The sequence below is a fragment of the Azotobacter armeniacus genome (assembly GCF_054779355.1).
Map to the genome: position 1 here is coordinate 44546 of NZ_BAAGYK010000005.1, position 17691 is coordinate 62236.

Sequence of the window (17691 nt, forward strand, 5' to 3'; positions counted from 1 at the left end):
ACCACTCTCCCTGCCGCTACTACTTTGAAAGAAAGGCTCATGGGCACGGTGTGCCGAGCAACGTCCTGAGATAGACGCCCTGATGTACCTCGACCCGGGCATTCGTCAGTTCGCTGTCGTCGACAGTGGAGCGCACATCCCACATCATCTTCGAGCACCAGGAATTGCCGGTGGCCACCCCATCGCTCAACAGCCCGCTTTCCTGTACCGCACCACTGCCGTAACAGGAAGCGTCGTCCGCGTCCTTCACATTCAGCTCGGTCAGCTTGATAGGAATGGAGCGCAGACAGAGCGGCGGCTCCACGACAGCGGAAAACTCATCCATGCCGTCGCCGTCCAGATCCGAGGGAATGGTGATCGAGGCCGTCGGCAGCGGGATCGTGAAGTTGGCCTCGTTGCTGATGTATTCCTCGATCGCATTCTGCGCGGTCAGCTGGGCCTCGGCGCGATATTGCTGGTTGCCGGCGATACGGAAATTGATGTTCGAGCTATTGACCATGGCCGCGACAATGAGGGTCAGAATGCCCAGCATGACAAGAACCACAACTAACACTGCCCCCCGCTGCCGATCGAACGGTCCCTGCAGATGTCTGGTCACTCACGTATCCCCGAGACATTCGGCAAGGTCACCACGGCGCTGTATACCTGACGCCGGTAGTTGTCGTTGAACGGTCCGGCCGGAGTCTCGCGCCCGAGATGGTAGGTACGCGTATCCGTCCAGCCGGGGCTCGTCTGGGTACTCCTGGCCAGCAGGTTGATCCTCACACTGACCACGTTCGACCAGTTCGTCGCATCCGCAGCCGACCAGCCTGCCGTCGGGCAGTTTGCGGCAGCGGGCGCCGTATCGGCCGTAGGGTCCGGGACATAACAGTCGGGCGCCCCGTCGGCATCCAGATCCATTCCATATTCGAAATGGATGTCCTCGATGCCTTCCACCACCGATTGCTTGACGATGCTCAGCGCTCCCCCCACTTCCTTCAGCTCGGCCACTTTCAAGGTGGGGATTCCGTCATCGGGACTACAGATGTCACAGCCGCTCAGGTAGTAGCTACGAAAGCTGTAGGGCCACAGTTCAGCAGTCGCCGAACAGTCCTTGCCCTTCAGCACGAATCCGGGAGCATCTGCAACACCGAAAACCATCGGCTGGGCATCTGTCTGGCACTGCGACAACTGCACGTAGGGCACACCTGCCGAGGCGGCCGTGACGCTGGCCGTTTCGACACGGCGAATCAGCAGGGCTTCGCTGCCGCTCCGCGCGCTGTCGAGACAGGAGGCATGTGCATGGGGCAGAGAGGAGTATCCCTGTACCGCAACAGGAAGCCCTGCGCTCGAGGTCGAGGTGTCATAGGAAAAGCCCAGCCCTCCCACAGTCGTCGTGCAGGGAGAAGGCGCGCTAAAGGTAGATGCAACGACCTGAGAAGCGCCGTAAAAGCCTGCGAGGCGCAACTCGTCGCTCAGCAGCTGGATGGCGTAGCGACCGTTCTCGATCTGCTCGGATGTCTTGTTGAGCTCCGTCCGGGCCTGGCTCACCCAGATCACCAGGGTCAGCACGCCACCGAGCATGAAGGTGCCAATCGCCAGGGCGACCATGATCTCGACCAGGCCGAGACCAGCCTGGCCGAAAGGGCCTTTCAGTGCGGAATTTTCGAAGTACCGAGCGAAACGGGAAGGTATTGGCAAGATAGACGGTTTCATGAAGAAAGATTCCCCAAGCGCACCAGCGCACTGACGGTTCGACGCAGCGTTTCCGATCCATAACTGCCCTGGCCGCAGTCGTTCCCCGGCACGACGGTGCCCCCCAGGCCCTGCCAGGCGATGGCGATGCGGTAGGTTCTCTCATCGGCATCAATCAGGCGGATGCAGCCTCGTGCACCGATCAGGGCTCCCACGTTAGTTGTGCCGTCCTTTTCCGCCGCGCCCTTGAGAATGCTGTCCCAGCGCTGCAGATCGGCAACGGCGATGGCCTGCTGGGCAGTGGACCCCGTACTGCAGCTGATACCGCTGCTGTCGAAGCCGGTGCCCAGAGTGGTGGTGCTGGCATAGCAACCGGCCGCCTGGCGGTTCGCACTGAGCTTTTCCTGCATGTCCTGCAGCAATATGAGGGCCTGCACCCGCTGATAGGACTCGCTCTCCTGCTGCACTGTGCGCGTCACCAGGCCGGCAATCCCGAGTGAACTGACCATGAAGATAACCAGCGCCACCAGGATTTCGATCAGTGTGAAACCCGTACTGCGCAATTGTCGGCTCATCAGCTACATGCCCCTGTACGGTTGTTGGGCTTGCCGCTTCCCGAGACTCTTACACATTGCGCAATCACTCCCGCAGCAAGGGGGACAACATCGAAAGTTGCCGCTGCAGTCGCTCGCCCTGTGCTTTTATAGGTAATCGCAGTCACCCCCGAGTCGATCTCCACGCCGGAGTGAGAGGCGAACTCCCTCAGCGTCAGGGTTCCGGCCTTGACGACCCACCCCCCGTCCCATGTGCTGTTGGCGGAGATCGTCACATCCGTATTGCGCTTTACCGCTTCGCTGCGGGCGAAGTTCATGGCAAAAACCAGCTCTGACGCGGCGCTTCGCACGGCCTGGGCGGTCTGATATTGGTTGAAGGAAGGAGCCGCCAGCGCTGCCAGGATCCCGAGGATCACGACGACGATCAGCAACTCGACCAGGGTGAAGCCGCCAATCGGCCTTTTCCGTAAAGCCATCCCGCTGAACTTCATGCCCTTCACCCTACCTCCAGCAGCGGGCGCCGCCGCCTGCAGCAGTTTTCGCACCCAGTTGATCGAGGGTGAGCACTCCACACTCGGTATCGTTGGCCTGCTGCGAGCCAATGGGCGTGGCAGTGATCGTGTAGGTCAGGCCTGCGCTTGATGAACTGCTGACCGCAACCGTGTAATTCGGCGAAATCTCCGGCCCTGCAGACATCCCCAGAGCAGCAAGGCTGCCGGCATAACTGCGTTTATCCAGGAGATAGCGCTCCTGTCTGTTGGCAACTTCGAACATGAAAGCCTCGACCGCCGCGCGATTCGACCTGACTGCATATTGTCGATAACTTGGCAGCGCGACGGCCATGAGGATGGCGACGATCACCACCGTGATCATCAACTCGATCAGCGTGAAACCCGCTGCATAGCGTGCCAAAGCCAAGTGGTTTCGCCCAAAGACCATCAAACATCCTCATCCAAAGCACAGTCCGTGCGTACATCCAGCAGCTGCACCGTGAAAACCCCGCCGCGCTTGAAACTGACGTGCGGGAACTCGCCAAGAGCCCGGGCATGAAAAAGCTCAAGCCCCGCTTATCTCACGGTGCCGCGGAGCATGAATGGGGTGAAGATAGCGCCCTTGCGAAGCCCGTTCTCAGGATAAGTGCGCAATTCTGACGTGGCGCTGCAGGGCAGTCGCCAACTTGGGAAATTGAGAAGAGAGTCCTTTTCAGGCTCCGCTGCGGGATATCGACCCGAGCGGATCAGTCCACCTGCACGACCCGCAGCTCCTTCGGCATCGAGAAGGTGACGTTTTCCTCCCGTCCGGCCAGTTCCTCGACGCCGGAGACGCCCCAGTGCCGCAGGCGGTCGATCACGCCGCGCACGAGCACTTCCGGGGCCGAGGCGCCGGCGGTGATGCCGATGCGCTGAATGCCTTCGAACCATTCGCGGCGAAGATCCTCGGCGCCGTCGACCAGGTAGGCCGGGGCGCCCATCCGCTCGGCCAGCTCGCGCAGGCGGTTGGAGTTGGAGCTGTTGGGGCTGCCGACCACCAGCACCAGCTGGCACTCGCTGGCCAGCTGCTTGACCGCGTCCTGGCGGTTCTGGGTGGCATAGCAGATATCGTCCTTGCGTGGGCCGCCGATGCTCGGGAAACGGATGCGCAGGGCATCGATCACCCGGGCGGCGTCGTCCATCGACAGGGTGGTCTGGGTGACGAAGGCCAGGGATTCTGGATTGCGCACCTGCAGGCGAGCGACGTCCTCCTCGTCCTCCACCAGATAGATGGCGCCACCGCTGGCTGTGTCGTACTGACCCATGGTGCCGACCACTTCCGGATGTCCCTGGTGGCCGATGAGGATGCACTCGCGGCCGACGCGGCTGTATCGAGCGACCTCCATGTGCACCTTGGTCACCAGTGGACAGGTGGCATCGAATACCTTGAGCCCGCGCCGCTCGGCCTCCTGACGCACCGCCTGGGACACCCCATGGGCACTGAAGATGACGATGACGTTGTCCGGCACCTGGTCCAGCTCCTCGACGAAGATCGCCCCGCGGGCATGCAGATCCTCCACCACGAATTTGTTGTGCACTACCTCGTGGCGCACGTAGATCGGCGGGCCGAAGACCTCCAGGGCGCGGTTGACGATCTCGATGGCGCGGTCGACGCCGGCGCAGAAGCCACGGGGATTGGTGAGTTTGATGTGCATGGGAGCCTCGGCGGGAGATAGCGGGTAGCGGCCATGGCGGGCCTTGCCCGCCGGGTCTCCGTCGCTCAGACCGGCTTGACCTCGAGGATTTCCACCTCGAAGGTCAGTGCGCGGCCGGCCAGCGGATGATTGAAGTCGACGGTGACCTGCTTGTCGTCGAAGGACTTGACGATGCCGGGCATCTCGCTGCTGGCCGCGTCGTTGAAGATCACCAGCAGGCCTTCGGAGAGCTCCATGCCCTCGAACTGGCTACGCGGCATGACTTGCACGTTCTGTGGATTGGGCCGGCCGAAGCCCTGCTCAGGAGCGATTGGCAGGGCGCGCTTGTCGCCGGCCTTGAGGCCGTAAAGGGCCAGCTCGAAGCCTGGAAGCAGATTGCCATCACCACTCCGGAAGGTGGCCGGGCGCTTGTCGAAGGTGCTGTCGACCAGGTCGCCCGAGTCGAGCTTGATGGCGAAATGCAGGGTGACTTCCCGATCGGGACCGATGCGCAATTCAGTCATGGGCGGTTTCTCCGGACTTCTTGCTGATGAACATATCCAGCGCCAGCATGATGGCGCCCACGGTAATGGCACTGTCGGCCAGGTTGAATGCCGGGAAGAACCAGCGATCCTGCCAATGCACCAGGATGAAGTCGATCACATGACCATAGGCCACACGATCGAACAGGTTGCCCACGGCCCCGCCCAGCACCAGGGCCAGGGCGACGGCCAGCCAGGTCTCGGCGGACTGGAGACGCTTGAGCCAGACCACCAGCACGCCGCTGACCGCCAGTGCGATCAGGGCGAACAGCCAGCGCTGCCAGCCGGATTCGCCGGCGAGGAAGCTGAAGGCAGCGCCGGTGTTGTAGGCCAGGGTCCAGCTGAACAGCCCGGGAACGATCTCGATCTGCTGGTAGAGCTGCAGGGCACCCTCGAAATAGAGCTTGCTGGCCTGGTCGAGGACGAACACCAGCAGGCTCAGCCAGAGCCAGGGCAGCTTGCCGAAACGGGAGGTCATGGGCGGACACCTGCCCCTTCACCCCGGCCCTCTCCCCCACAGGGAGAGGGGGTATGGCAGCGTGCATCACGCATGCTGACGGACCTCGCCTTCGCCCTGCATGTTATCCACGCAACGTCCACAGATTTCCGGGTGGGCCGAATCGACGCCGACGTCCTCCCGATGGTGCCAGCAGCGGGCACATTTGGCGTGGGCGGACTTGACCACCTTGAGCCGAAGACCGGTGACCTCGGTTTTCACCGCGTCCGCCGGGGCAGCCTCGAGGGGCTGGACCTGGGCGGCGGAGGTGATCAGCACGAAGCGCAGCTCGTCGCCCAGCAGCGCCAGACGCTCGGCCAGGGCCGGCTCGGCGAACAGGGTGACTTCGGCCTGCAGGTTGCCGCCGATGGCCTTGCCCGCGCGCTGGTTCTCCAGCTCCTTGTTCACCGCAGCCTTGACCGCCATGACCTGCTCCCAGAAGGCGCGGTCCAGCGCGAAGCCTTCCGGCAGCTCGCTCAGCCCCTGGTACCAGGTGTTGAGCATCACCGACTCGTTGCGCTCGCCCGGCAGGTACTGCCAGATCTCCTCGGCGGTGAATGCCAGGATCGGCGCGATCCAGCGCACCAGCGCCTCGCCGATATGGTACATGGCGCTCTGGCAGGAGCGCCGCGCCACACTGTCGGCAGCGCAGGTGTACTGGCGATCCTTGATGATGTCGAGGTAGAAGCCGCCCAGCTCCTGCACGCAGAAGTTGTGCACCTTCTGGTAGACGACCCAGAAGCGGTAGCTGTCGAAGGCCTCTTCGATCTCGCGCTGCAGCAACAGGGCACGATCCACCGCCCAGCGGTCCAGCGCCAGCATGTCCCCGGCGGCCAGCAGGTCCTTCGCCGGATCGAAGCCGTTGAGGTTGGAAAGCAGGAAGCGCGCGGTGTTGCGGATGCGCCGGTAGGCGTCGGCACTGCGCTGGAGGATCTGCTTGGACACCGCCATTTCGCCGGAGTAGTCGGTAGCCGAGACCCACAGGCGGAGGATGTCGGCGCCCATGCTGCCGGTAATTTCCTGCGGGGCGATGACGTTGCCGAGAGACTTGGACATCTTGCGGCCATTCTCGTCCACAGTGAAGCCGTGGGTCAAAAGGCCCCGGTACGGCGCGTGGCCGTCGATGGCCGCGCCGGTCAAGAGCGACGAGTGGAACCAGCCGCGGTGCTGGTCGGAGCCTTCCAGGTAGAGATCGGCGCGCGGGCCCTGGTCATGGCCCATGGGATGCGAGCCGCGCATCACGTGCCAGTGGGTGGTACCGGAGTCGAACCAGACGTCCAGGGTGTCGGCGATCTTGTCGTACTGGGCGGCCTCGGCGCCGAGCAACTCGGTCGGATCGAGCTTGAACCAGGCCTCGATGCCTTCCTGTTCGACGCGCCTGGCCACCTCCTCCATCAGCTCGACGGTGCGCGGGTGCAGCTCGCCGCTTTCCCTGTGCAGGAAGAAGGGAATCGGCACGCCCCAGTTGCGCTGGCGCGAGATGCACCAGTCCGGACGGCCGGCGATCATCCCGTGCAGGCGCGCCTGGCCCCAGGCGGGGACGAACTGGGTCTGCTCGATGGCGGCCAGGGCGCGCTCGCGCAGGGTGGTACCGTCCTTGGCCTTGCTGTCCATGCCGACGAACCACTGCGCAGTGGCACGGTAGATCAGCGGGGTCTTGTGCCGCCAGCAATGCATGTAGCTGTGGCCGATGCTTTCGTGCTTGAGCAGGCAGCCGACTTCGGCGAGCTTGGCGACGATGTTCGGATTGGCCTTCCAGATGAATTGGCCACCGAAGAACGGCAGCGACTCGGCATACACCCCGTTGCTCTGCACCGGGTTGAGGATGTCGTCGTTGTGCATGCCATAGCGTTTGCAGCTGTAGAAGTCGTCCTCGCCGTAGGCCGGGGCCGAGTGGACGATGCCGGTGCCAGCGTCCAGAGCGACATAGTCGGCCAGATAGATGGGCGAGAAGCGCGCGTAGAAGGGATGGCGGAAGCGGATCAGCTCCAGCGCCTCACCCTTAGCGGTGGCCAGTACCTGGCCCTGCAGGCCGTAGCGAGTGAGGCATCCCTCGATCAGTTCCTCGGCCAGCACCAGCAACCTGTCGCCGCTATCGACCAGCGCATAGGTGAGCTCCGGGTGGACATTGAGCGCCTGGTTGGCCGGAATGGTCCAGGGGGTGGTGGTCCAGATCACGATACCGGCCGGCTTGTCCAGGCGCGCCAGACCGAAGGCGGCGGCCAGCTTCTCGGCATCCTCGACGGGGAAGAGCACGTCGATGGCGTCGGATTTCTTGTCCTGATACTCGACCTCCGCCTCGGCCAGCGCCGAGCCGCAGTCGAAGCACCAGTTCACCGGCTTCAGGCCCTTGAACACGAAGCCACCCTCGACCATCTTCGCCAAGGCGCGGATTTCCCCGGCCTCGTTGCCAAAATCCATGGTCTTGTAGGGGTTGTCCCAGTCGCCGAGCACACCGAGGCGGATGAAGTCGGCCTTCTGCCCCTCGACCTGCTCGGCAGCATAGGCGCGGCAGCGCTCGCGGGTCAGGTCCGCCGGCTGGTTCTTGCCGAAGGTGGTCTCGACCTTGTGCTCGATGGGCAGGCCGTGGCAGTCCCAGCCCGGCACGTAAGGGGCGTCGAAGCCAGCCAGGGTGCGTGAGCGGACGATCATGTCCTTGATGATCTTGTTGACGGCATGGCCGATGTGGATGTTGCCATTGGCGTAGGGCGGGCCGTCATGCAGGATGAACTTCGGACGTCCCTCGCCGATCTGCCGCAGCTTGCGGTACAGGCCGATGCTGTCCCAGCGCTGCAGCATCTCCGGCTCGCGCTGCGGCAGGCCGGCCTTCATCGGAAATGCCGTTTCCGGCAGATTGAGGGTCGCTTTGTAGTCGGTCATCGTCATTCGGGCTCGTGAGTAAGCGGTTTACCCTGCCAGTAGGCACGGGCGGCGGCGATATCCGCGTCGATCGCCGTTTTCAGCGCTTCCAGGGAAGAGAAACGTTCCTCGTCGCGCAGCTTGTGATGAAAGGTGACACGGAGGTGCCGACCGTACAGGTCGCCGGCAAAATCCAGAAGATGCATTTCCAGATGAGCACGGCCATCGCCTGCCACCGAGGGGCGGGCGCCGATGTTGGCCACCCCCGCCCAGAGCCGCCCATCCAGCTCGGTACTCACCAGGTACACGCCAGTGAGCGGTGCCCGGCGGCGCTTGAGCTGCACGTTTGCGGTCGGCGTGCCGAGCTGGCGGCCCAGCTTCTGGCCGTGCAGGACCCGCCCGCAAAGGCTGAACGGCCGGCCGAGCAGGCGCTCGACCAAAGGCAGATCGCCATGACTCAGGGCTGCGCGCAACCGCGTGCTGCTGACACGCAGACCATCCACCTCGACGGTGACCGCCGCCTCGACGCTGAAGCCTTCGGCCGCACCGGCCTGGCACAGAAACTCGAAGTCGCCGGCACGGTCGCAGCCGAAGCGGAAGTCGTCGCCGACCTCCAGATGACGAACCCCCAGGCCGTCGACCAGTACGTTCTGCACGAACGCTTGGGCGCCCAATCCGCACAGCCGGCGATTGAAGGCCAGACAGAGCACCCGGTCGACGCCCTGTGCGGCAAGCAGTTCGAGCTTTTCCCGCAGGCGAGTCAGGCGCGCCGGGGCACGCTGCGGGGCGAAGAACTCCCGCGGCTGCGGCTCGAAGATCACCACGCAGCTGGGCAGGCCTAAAGCGGCTGAACACTCGCGCAGGCGAGCGAGGATCGCCTGGTGGCCACGGTGGACACCGTCGAAATTCCCAATGGTGGCGACACAACCCCGATGCTGGGGCCGCAGATTATGGAGGCCTCGAACCAGCTGCATAGGAAACATCTTGCTTGCAAAGTGGCCGATTATACGCACAGCCGGCGCCGGGCAACAGGTCGGCAAGGCGCTTCGACCGACGGAAACGCCGACCGCACAACAACCTGTGCGGCGCGTTCCGAGCTACGCGATCAGCCTGCGGGAAAAATCCCGCAGCCGGAAGCCGAGCAGCATTAGCATGCCGAAATAGGCCACGACACCCGCCAGCACCAGCATGCCCAGGCGCAGGAAGCGCTCCGCCATCCCGCCCTGCTCCCAAGCCGGCATCAGTGCCAGCAGCCCGAGCAGCACCGCCACCATCGCCAGCACCGCGACCACCAGCTTGACGAGGAACATCCTCCAGCCCGCCTGCGGCTCGAACCGCCGCTGCTGGCGCAACTTCCAGTAGAGCAGGCCAGCGTTCAGGCAGGCTCCCAGGCTGATCGCCAGAGCCAGGCCGGCATGCTTGAGCGGGATGATGAAGGCCAGATTCATCATCTGGGTCGTCACCAGGGTGAAGACGGCGATGCGCACCGGCGTGCGGATGTTCTGCTGCGCGTAGAAGCCCGGCGCCAGCACCTTCACCAGGATGATCCCGAGCAGGCCAACCGCGTAGGCGATCAGCGCACGCTGGGTCATCAGGGCGTCATGGGCGGTGAACTTGCCGTACTGGAACAGCGACACGGTCAGCGGCTCGGCGAGGATCGCCAGGGCCAGCGCACAGGGCAGCACCAGCAGAAAGCACAGACGCAACCCCCAGTCGAGCAGCCGCGAATATTCCTGGTGGTCCTGGCTGGCGTAGGTCTTTGACAGAGCCGGCAACAGGATGGTCCCCAGTGCCACGCCGAGCACGCCGGACGGCAGCTCCATCAGGCGATCGGCGTAGTACATCCAGGACACCGAGCCGGCGGCTAGAAAGGAGGCGAAGATGGTGTTGATGATCAGCGAGATCTGCCCCACCGAAACGCCGAGAATGGCCGGAAGCATCTGCCTGAGCACCCGCCATACGCCAGTATCCCTCAGGTTCAGCCGCGGCAGCACGAGCATGCCGATCTTCTTCAGGTGCGGCAGCTGATAGAGCAGTTGCAGCAAGCCGCCGACCAGCACCGCCCAGCCCAGCGCCAGCACCGGCGGATCGAAATAGGGCGTGAGGAACAGCGCGAAGGAGATCATGCTGAGGTTCAGCAGGGTCGGCACGAAGGCCGGCACACTGAAGCGGTTCCAGGTGTTGAGGATCGCTCCAGCCAGTGACGACAGCGAGATCAGCAATATATAAGGAAAGGTGATCCGCAGCAGCACGGTGGTGAGTTCGAACTTTTCCGCCGACTCGGCGAACCCTGGCGCAGAGATCCAGATGATCCAGGGCGCAGCCAAGATGCCGAGCAGGGTCACCAGCGCCAGCACCAGGGTCAGCAGACCGGAGACGTAGGCGATGAAGGTGCGCGTCGCCGCCTCGCCCTGCTGGGTCTTGTATTCGGCGAGAATCGGCACGAAGGCTTGGGAGAAGGCTCCTTCGGCGAAGATGCGCCGCAGCAGGTTGGGCAGCTTGAAGGCGACGAAAAAGGCATCGGTGGCCAGACCCGCGCCGAAAATGCGCGCCACCAAGGCGTCCCGCACGAAACCCAGCACACGGGACAGCATGGTAATGGAGCTGACCGCCGCCAGCGATTTGAGTAAATTCATGGAAAACCGGGGCTCGGAACCTGACTGGAAGAGGATGGGCTCGGCAGTCGCGCGCCCGTCGCTACCATTAAGTGGCGTCGACGTCTGGCGCCGAGCGAAGCCGCGAGTGTAGAGACCGCCGGCGGCCATCGCAATGCGAGGCGCGCCGACCGACTCCCTTGACAATCCCCACATACCTCGGCATGATCCGCGGCCTTATTTGTTCGTATCCCCCCAGTTTCGAGGAGCTTGACGGTGGCCAACTCACCTTCTGCCAAAAAACGCGCCAAACAGGCTGAGAAGCGTCGTAGCCATAACGCCAGCCTGCGCTCGATGGTTCGTACCTACATCAAGAACGTGGTCAAGGCTATCGACGCCAAGGACCTGGACAAGGCTCAGGCAGCCTACAGCGCTGCCGTCCCGGTAATCGACCGCATGGCCGACAAGGGCATCATCCACAAGAACAAGGCCGCTCGTCACAAGAGTCGCCTGAACGCCCACATCAAGGCCCTTGGCGAAGCCGCTGCTGCCTGATCGACGCGCCCCACAAAAAACCGGCCAATGGCCGGTTTTTTGTTGTCTGCACTTTCGAGACAAGAGCCTACCCCTCACCTCTCACGCTTCAACAACCCTCACTCGCCCCACGGCAAGATCGGAATCGCCGTTACCGCATTCTGCGGGCTGCCCTCGATCACCCGGTCACTGTAGACCAGATATACCAAGGTATTGCGCTTCTCGTCGAAGAAGCGCACCACTTGCATACTCTTGAACACCAGCGAGGTGCGCTCCCTGAAGACCACCTCGCCATCCTTGAGCTCCTCGCGGAAACGGATCCTGCCGACCTGGCGACAGGCAATGGAAGCCTCGGCACGGTCCTCGGCCAGCCCCAGCCCGCCCTTGACGCCACCGGTCCTGGGTCGCGACAGGTAACAGGTCACCCCCTCGACCCTGGGATCATCGAAAGCCTCGACGACGATCCGGTCATTCGGCCCGAACCATTTGAAGACAGTGGACACCTCGCCGATCTCCTCGGCCAGGACCAAAGATGGCAACAGCGCCGCCGCCAGCAACAATGAAATTCTGCGCATGCTGCCTCCTTAGACCAGAATCAGGTTGTCGCGATGCACCAGCTCCGGCTCGTCGACGTAGCCGAGTAACTGCTCAATCCGCTCGGAAGCACGACCGATGATCTTCTGCGCCTCGGCAGAGCTGTAGTTGATCAATCCGCGGGCAACCTCGCGCCCCTCTCGATCGACGCAGACAACCATCTCGCCGCGGCGAAAATTACCCATCACGGACCTCACCCCCACCGGTAGCAAACTGCGGTGATAGTAGGTCAGCGCCTCTACCGCCCCGGCATCCAGCACCAGGGTGCCGCGCATCTGCAGGTGCCCTGCCAGCCACTGCTTGCGTGCCGCCAGCATGCCCTGCTCGGGCGTCAGCAGGGTGCCGAGTCGCTCACCGGCCTTGAGCCGGTCCAGAACCCTGGCGATACGCCCACCGATGATCACCGTATGGGCGCCGGAGCGGGCCGCCAGCCGCGCCGCGCGCAGCTTGGTCTGCATGCCGCCGCGACCCAGGGCGCCGCCAATGGAGCCGGCCGCGCCATCCAGACGCGGATCGTCAGCGCGCGCCTCGAAGATCAGTTGGGCATCAGGATTGTGGCGGGGATCGGCATCGAACATGCCGTCGCGGTCGGTAAGGATGACCAGCAGGTCCGCCTCTACCAGGTTGGCCACCAGCGCTGCCAGAGTATCGTTGTCGCCGAAGCGGATTTCGTCGGTGACTACGGTGTCGTTCTCGTTGATCACCGGGATAACACCAAGATCCAGCAGGGTGCGCAGAGTGCTGCGGGCATTCAAGTAGCGCTTGCGATCGGAAAGGTCATCATGGGTCAGCAGGATCTGCGCGGTATGCCGGCCGTGTTCGGCGAAGCTCGACTCCCAGGCCCGCACCAGCCCCATCTGCCCCAACGCGGCCGCTGCCTGCAGCTCATGTATGGCCTTCGGCCGGACATTCCAGCCCAGCCGGCTCATGCCGGCCGCCACCGCGCCGGAGGACACCAGCACCAGCTCCACGCCGGCCTCTTGCAGCGCCACCATCTGCTCGACCCAGACCGCCATCGAAGAGCGATCCAGACCGCGACCGTCGGCAGTCAGCAAGGCACTGCCGATCTTTACCACCCAACGCCGCGCACCTGTTACCTTATCGCGCATCATCTCCGCCTTTCCGCTCTGTCAGTCAGACGGCGAGCCCGACCCGCCGCCAATTACGGACGGACCCCGCCCGCCCCACAGGATCATCGCACGTAGAAGATTTCCGGCCCGTCGCCGTCATCTTCATTGTCGAAGTCATCTTCGTCCTCCAACGCATCGGCGCTCTTCAGGCCGGCGCGGCGCAGCGCCCGCCGATCATCCAGCGCCTGCAGACGCGCGCGTGCCTCGTCCTCGATGCGCTGGTCCAGTTCAGCCAGCGCCTCGGCATATTCCGGCTCCTCAACGATGCGCAGGGCGCGCTCGTCCAGGTAGTGCATGATGTCCTGGCAGAGCGCCTCGGTGCCCTCGCGTTCCAGCGCGGAGACCACGTACACCGGCCCCCGCCAGTCAAGCCGCTCGACCACTGCGCGCAGCCGCTCCTCGCGCTCCGCGTCGAGCAGTTGGTCGGCCTTGTTCAGCACCAGCCAGCGCTCGCGCTCGATCAGCGCCGGGCTGAACTTCTCCAGTTCGCACAGGATGGTTTCCGCCGCATCGGCCGGATCACTGCTGTCCAGCGGCGCCATGTCCACCAGATGCAGCAGCAGGCGGGTACGCGCCAGATGCTTGAGGAAGCGGATGCCCAGCCCCGCCCCCTCCGCCGCACCCTCGATCAAGCCGGGAATGTCGGCGACCACGAAGCTCTTGTAGCGCCCGACGCTGACCACCCCCAGGTTCGGTACCAGAGTGGTGAAGGGATACTCGGCGACCTTAGGCTTGGCTGCCGACACCGCACGGATGAAGGTGCTCTTGCCGGCATTCGGCAAGCCGAGCAGACCGACGTCGGCCAGCACCTTCAGCTCCAGCTTGAGATCCCGCGCATCGCCCGGCTTGCCCGGCGTAGTCTGCCGCGGCGCGCGGTTGGTGCTGGACTTGAAGCGGGTATTGCCCAGACCATGCCAGCCCCCCTGGGCGACCAGCAGGCGCTGCCCGGCCCGGGTCAGGTCGCCAATGATTTCCTGAGTGCCAGCATCGATCACCGTGGTGCCGACCGGCACCGGCAGGATCAGATCCTCGCCCTTGGCCCCGGTGCAGTCGCAGCTGCCCCCCTTCTCGCCGCGTTGCGCCTCGAAGCGACGAGTGTAGCGGTAGTCCACCAGGGTATTAAGGCTCTCGCTGGCCTCCATGTACACGGAGCCGCCGTCACCGCCGTCGCCGCCATTGGGGCCGCCCTTTTCGATGAACTTCTCGCGACGAAAGCTCATCATGCCGTTTCCACCGTCACCGGCCTTTACAAAAATCGAAACTTCATCGACGAATTTCATGAGGTACGCCTCCCGCCAATGGGACGGGCTGAATGAAACGAGGAATACAGGATACAGAAACAAAAAAGCCCCGTCGCATGACAGGGCTTTTCCGGCAATGCCGCGATCAGGCCGATACGACGCTCACGTAGCGACGACCGAAGGCACCTTTCACATCGAACTTGACCACACCTTCCACTTTCGCGAACAGGGTGTGATCCTTGCCCATGCCGACACCGAAACCGGCGTGGAACTGGGTGCCGCGCTGACGCACGATGATGCTACCGGCCTTGATGGCCTGGCCGCCGAAGATCTTCACGCCAAGGCGTTTACTTTCCGAGTCGCGACCGTTGCGGGTAGAACCGCCAGCTTTTTTGTGTGCCATGAGTTCAGTACTCCAGATTCAAGGATTCAGGCAAGAACAGCAATCAGGCCTGGATGCCAGTGATTTTGACTTCGGTAAACCACTGACGGTGGCCTTGGTGCTTCATGTGATGCTTGCGGCGGCGGAACTTGATGATGCTCACCTTGTCGTGGCGGCCCTGGCTCACGACCTCGGCGGTCACCTTGGCGCCGTCGACCAGCGGCGCGCCGATTTTCACGTCGTCACCGTTGCCGACCAGCAGCACGCGATCGAAGGTCACCGCGTCGCCGGTGCCGACTTCGAGCTTTTCGATCTTGAGGAATTCGCCTTCGGCAACCTTGTATTGCTTGCCGCCGGTCACGATTACTGCGTACATGGTATGTCTCCGTTAATCCTGCTCACCCGGTGCTTTATAGAAGGAGTCATTGACCGGCATGGCTGCGCAGACTGGATGACCGCCCGCGCAATTGCGTAAGACAGGGAAATACCCAGGGAAGTTAGGGCCAGCGATTGTACGCAAGCGGCAGAAGCCACGCAAGCGCCGTCAGCCCTCGCCTTGACAGCCCATACCCCGCCACCTAGCATGCCGCGGCAACTGATCAGGAGCTCGAGGCGTTGATGCAACCCCAGGCCTTTTACCGCGTGGTCGCGGACGATTTCAGCGCTGTTGACGGCATCATCCGCAAACAGCTCACATCGCGTGTCCCTTTGGTGGAAACGATCGGCGACTATATCATCTCTGCCGGCGGCAAGCGCCTGCGTCCGCTGCTGGTGCTACTCTGCGGCAACGCCCTCGGCAAGTGCGACGATCGGATGCGCCTGCTGGCCGCCGCCATCGAGTTCCTGCACACATCCACCCTGCTGCACGACGACGTGGTCGACGACTCTGATCTGCGTCGCGGCCGCTCCACCTCCAACGCCCTGTGGGGCAATGCGCCGAGCGTACTGGTTGGCGATTTCCTCTATGCCCGCTGCTTCGAAATGCTGATCGAGTTGGCCTCCATGCCGGTGATGCGCATCATGTCCCAGGCCACCCGGGTGATCGCCGAGGGCGAGGTGCTGCAGCTGTCCAAGGTGCGCGATGCCAGCACCACGGAAGAGACCTATATGGAAGTCATACGCGGCAAGACTGCGATGCTCTTCGAGGCCGCGAGCCACGGCGCTGCCATCCTGGCCGGCGCCAGCGCCGACCAGACCGAGGCGCTGCGCCGCTTCGGCGATTCGCTCGGCATCGCCTTCCAACTGGTGGATGACCTGCTCGACTATCGCGGCGATGCCGAGACCCTCGGCAAGAACGTCGGCGACGACCTGGCCGAAGGCAAGCCGACCCTGCCGCTGATCTACACCATGCGCGAAGGGACCCCGGAGCAGGCCGCCCTGGTACGCCGGGCGATCCAGAAAGGCGGCATCGAGGATCTGGCGGCCATCGTCGCTGCCGTGGAAGCCGCCGGCGCCCTGGACTACACCGCCCGCCTGGCACGCGAACACGCCGAGCGCGCCATCGCCAGCCTGGACCTACTGCCGCACGGCGAATACCGCGACGCCCTCATCGAACTGAGCCGCTTCGCCGTGGCACGCACCCACTGACAGCCCCTCCAGCACCGGCCAGAATGAAGAAGCCGGGCCTCGATGGCCCGGCTTCTTCGTTTTCGCTTGCGCAACCCGCAGGGCTCGCGTCTTACAGCACGTCCAGCAGTTCGACGTCGAACACCAACACGCTGTGCGGCGGAATGCTGCCGATGGCCTGATCGCCATAGGCCAGCTCGCTCGGCACACAGAGACGCCATTTGCTGCCGCTGTTCATCAGCTGCAGGGCCTCGGTCCAGCCGGCGATCACGCCGCCGACCGGGAACTCGGCCGGCTGGCCGCGCTGGTAGGAGCTGTCGAACACGCTGCCGTCGATCAGGGTCCCGTGATAGTGGGTCCGCACATGGTCTTCGCGACCCGGCTTGCGGCCCTCGCCGGCAGTCAGGACTTCGTATTGCAAGCCCGAGGCCAGCACGGTGACGCCCTCGCGCTTGGCGTTCTCGGCGAGGAAGGCGACACCCTCGGCGGCAGCCGCCTCGGCCTTGCCCTGGGCTTCGGCCTGCATGCGGTCGCGGATCGCCTTGAAGCTGGCCGACAGCGCGGCCGGCTCGACGCGACTGGGCTGACCGACGAAGGCATCGGCCAGGCCGGCCAGCACCGCCTCGAGGCTGACCCCCGGTGGCGGATTGTCGCGGATCTGGTCGCCCAACTGGCGCCCGATACCGTAGCTGACGCGGGCCTCGTCGGTGGAAAGGTTGAGTTCGGTCATGCCGCAGCTCCAGTCTCTGAAAAGGCCCGACAGACTAGCACAAGCGCAGGAGCGGGGCTGAAAGGATGATGGCCGGGACACATCCGCAAGTACGCCACCGCCACGAGCGAAGGGCGTCCCGAAAACGGCCGCTTCAATGGGCGTGCCTGGTCATTTTCTCCAGATAGCTCATGACGAAGGCCGAAACGACGAAGGTTATGTGGAGGATCACGTACCACAGCAGCTTGTCGTTGGGGATCTTCTGCGCATCCATGAACACGCGCAGCAGGTGGATCGAGGAAATGGCCACGATGGAGGCGGCTACTTTCAGCTTCAGCGAACCAGAATCCATTTTGCCCAGCCAGTCGAGCTTTTCCTTGCCCTCGTCGATGTCCAGCTGGGACACGAAATTTTCGTAGCCAGAGATCATCACCATCACCAGCAGCCCGCCGACCAGCGACATGTCGATCATCGAGAGCAGTACCAGGATCAGCTCCGCCTCGGCCATTTCGAACACATGCGGCAGCAGGTGATAGACCTCCTGAAAGAATTTCAAGGTCAGCGCCAGCAGGGCCAGGGACAGACCCAGATAGATCGGTGCCAGCAGCCAGCGGGAGGTATACATCGTATTTTCGATAAAGCGTTCCATGGA

General features: G+C 63.6%; 20 protein-coding genes. 2 read left to right on the forward strand and 18 right to left on the reverse strand.

The features are described 5' to 3' along the window. Window positions 1-37: 37 nt before the first annotated feature. The 11 genes from ACYVD0_RS01265 to murJ form a co-directional block, all read right to left on the reverse strand. Window positions 38-598, reverse strand: a complete 561-nt coding sequence (locus ACYVD0_RS01265) for a hypothetical protein (RefSeq protein WP_460425097.1) — start codon at window positions 596-598, stop codon at window positions 38-40. After that, window positions 595-1695 (reverse strand): PilW family protein, encoded by a 1101-nt coding sequence (locus tag ACYVD0_RS01270; protein ID WP_460425098.1) that lies wholly within the window; start codon window positions 1693-1695, stop codon window positions 595-597. The genes ACYVD0_RS01265 and ACYVD0_RS01270 overlap by 4 nt, the downstream gene beginning before the upstream one ends. Beyond that, window positions 1692-2249, reverse strand: a complete 558-nt coding sequence (gene pilV / locus ACYVD0_RS01275) for a type IV pilus modification PilV family protein (protein WP_460425099.1) — start codon at window positions 2247-2249, stop codon at window positions 1692-1694. Before pilV ends, ACYVD0_RS01270 begins: the two co-directional genes overlap by 4 nt. Next, window positions 2249-2719, reverse strand: coding sequence for a GspH/FimT family pseudopilin (locus ACYVD0_RS01280; RefSeq protein WP_460425100.1), 471 nt, complete (start codon window positions 2717-2719; stop codon window positions 2249-2251). The genes pilV and ACYVD0_RS01280 overlap by 1 nt, the downstream gene beginning before the upstream one ends. A gap of 10 nt (window positions 2720-2729) precedes the next feature. Further along, window positions 2730-3146 (reverse strand): type IV pilin protein, encoded by a 417-nt coding sequence (locus ACYVD0_RS01285; RefSeq protein WP_460425101.1) that lies wholly within the window; start codon window positions 3144-3146, stop codon window positions 2730-2732. A 319-nt stretch (window positions 3147-3465) separates the two neighbouring features. Continuing rightward, a complete protein-coding gene (ispH, locus tag ACYVD0_RS01290) occupies window positions 3466-4413 on the reverse strand; it encodes a 4-hydroxy-3-methylbut-2-enyl diphosphate reductase (RefSeq protein ID WP_460425102.1) in 948 nt (315 codons plus the stop codon). A gap of 65 nt (window positions 4414-4478) precedes the next feature. Beyond that, a complete protein-coding gene (locus tag ACYVD0_RS01295) occupies window positions 4479-4916 on the reverse strand; it encodes an FKBP-type peptidyl-prolyl cis-trans isomerase (protein WP_460425103.1) in 438 nt (145 codons plus the stop codon). Continuing rightward, window positions 4909-5412 (reverse strand): signal peptidase II, encoded by a 504-nt coding sequence (gene lspA, locus ACYVD0_RS01300; protein WP_460425104.1) that lies wholly within the window; start codon window positions 5410-5412, stop codon window positions 4909-4911. Before lspA ends, ACYVD0_RS01295 begins: the two co-directional genes overlap by 8 nt. A 66-nt stretch (window positions 5413-5478) precedes the next feature. Beyond that, window positions 5479-8310, reverse strand: coding sequence for an isoleucine--tRNA ligase (gene ileS, locus ACYVD0_RS01305; protein ID WP_460425105.1), 2832 nt, complete (start codon window positions 8308-8310; stop codon window positions 5479-5481). A 2-nt stretch (window positions 8311-8312) separates the two neighbouring features. Next, on the reverse strand, window positions 8313-9263 hold the full coding sequence (gene ribF, locus ACYVD0_RS01310) for a bifunctional riboflavin kinase/FAD synthetase (RefSeq protein WP_460425106.1): 951 nt from the start codon (window positions 9261-9263) through the stop codon (window positions 8313-8315). A gap of 123 nt (window positions 9264-9386) precedes the next feature. Beyond that, window positions 9387-10925 (reverse strand): murein biosynthesis integral membrane protein MurJ, encoded by a 1539-nt coding sequence (gene murJ, locus ACYVD0_RS01315; RefSeq protein WP_460425107.1) that lies wholly within the window; start codon window positions 10923-10925, stop codon window positions 9387-9389. A gap of 234 nt (window positions 10926-11159) precedes the next feature. Between murJ and rpsT the strand changes: the two genes are divergently transcribed. Further along, window positions 11160-11438 (forward strand): 30S ribosomal protein S20, encoded by a 279-nt coding sequence (gene rpsT, locus ACYVD0_RS01320; RefSeq protein WP_460425108.1) that lies wholly within the window; start codon window positions 11160-11162, stop codon window positions 11436-11438. Between the two features lie 98 nt (window positions 11439-11536). On the opposite strand, the gene ACYVD0_RS01325 is transcribed toward rpsT, so the two are convergent. The 5 genes from ACYVD0_RS01325 to rplU all read right to left on the reverse strand — a co-directional run bounded on the left by ACYVD0_RS01325 (window position 11537) and on the right by rplU (window position 15140). After that, a complete protein-coding gene (locus tag ACYVD0_RS01325; protein ID WP_460425109.1) occupies window positions 11537-11992 on the reverse strand; it encodes a CreA family protein in 456 nt (151 codons plus the stop codon). A 9-nt stretch (window positions 11993-12001) separates the two neighbouring features. Continuing rightward, on the reverse strand, window positions 12002-13120 hold the full coding sequence (gene proB / locus ACYVD0_RS01330) for a glutamate 5-kinase (RefSeq protein WP_460425182.1): 1119 nt from the start codon (window positions 13118-13120) through the stop codon (window positions 12002-12004). 83 nt (window positions 13121-13203) lie between these two features. Next, entirely contained in the window at window positions 13204-14421 is a 1218-nt protein-coding gene (gene cgtA, locus ACYVD0_RS01335) for an Obg family GTPase CgtA (protein WP_460425110.1), read from the reverse strand. A 106-nt stretch (window positions 14422-14527) separates the two neighbouring features. Beyond that, window positions 14528-14785: a bL27 family ribosomal protein gene (rpmA, locus tag ACYVD0_RS01340; RefSeq protein ID WP_460425111.1), complete on the reverse strand. Its 258-nt coding sequence runs from the start codon at window positions 14783-14785 to the stop codon at window positions 14528-14530. 43 nt (window positions 14786-14828) lie between these two features. Continuing rightward, window positions 14829-15140 (reverse strand): large ribosomal subunit protein bL21, encoded by a 312-nt coding sequence (rplU, locus tag ACYVD0_RS01345; protein ID WP_460425112.1) that lies wholly within the window; start codon window positions 15138-15140, stop codon window positions 14829-14831. Between the two features lie 242 nt (window positions 15141-15382). Here rplU and ACYVD0_RS01350 point away from each other — a divergent pair, with 242 nt between their 5' ends. Next, window positions 15383-16351, forward strand: coding sequence for a polyprenyl synthetase family protein (locus ACYVD0_RS01350; RefSeq protein ID WP_460425113.1), 969 nt, complete (start codon window positions 15383-15385; stop codon window positions 16349-16351). 91 nt (window positions 16352-16442) lie between these two features. Here the strand turns inward: ACYVD0_RS01350 and ACYVD0_RS01355 are convergent, their stop codons facing one another. Then, window positions 16443-17060, reverse strand: coding sequence for a peptidylprolyl isomerase (locus tag ACYVD0_RS01355; RefSeq protein ID WP_460425114.1), 618 nt, complete (start codon window positions 17058-17060; stop codon window positions 16443-16445). A gap of 133 nt (window positions 17061-17193) precedes the next feature. Further along, window positions 17194-17688 carry a YqhA family protein gene (locus tag ACYVD0_RS01360; protein ID WP_460425115.1) on the reverse strand — a complete coding sequence of 165 codons (495 nt, stop codon included), beginning with the start codon at window positions 17686-17688 and terminating at the stop codon, window positions 17194-17196. Window positions 17689-17691: the final 3 nt, after the last annotated feature.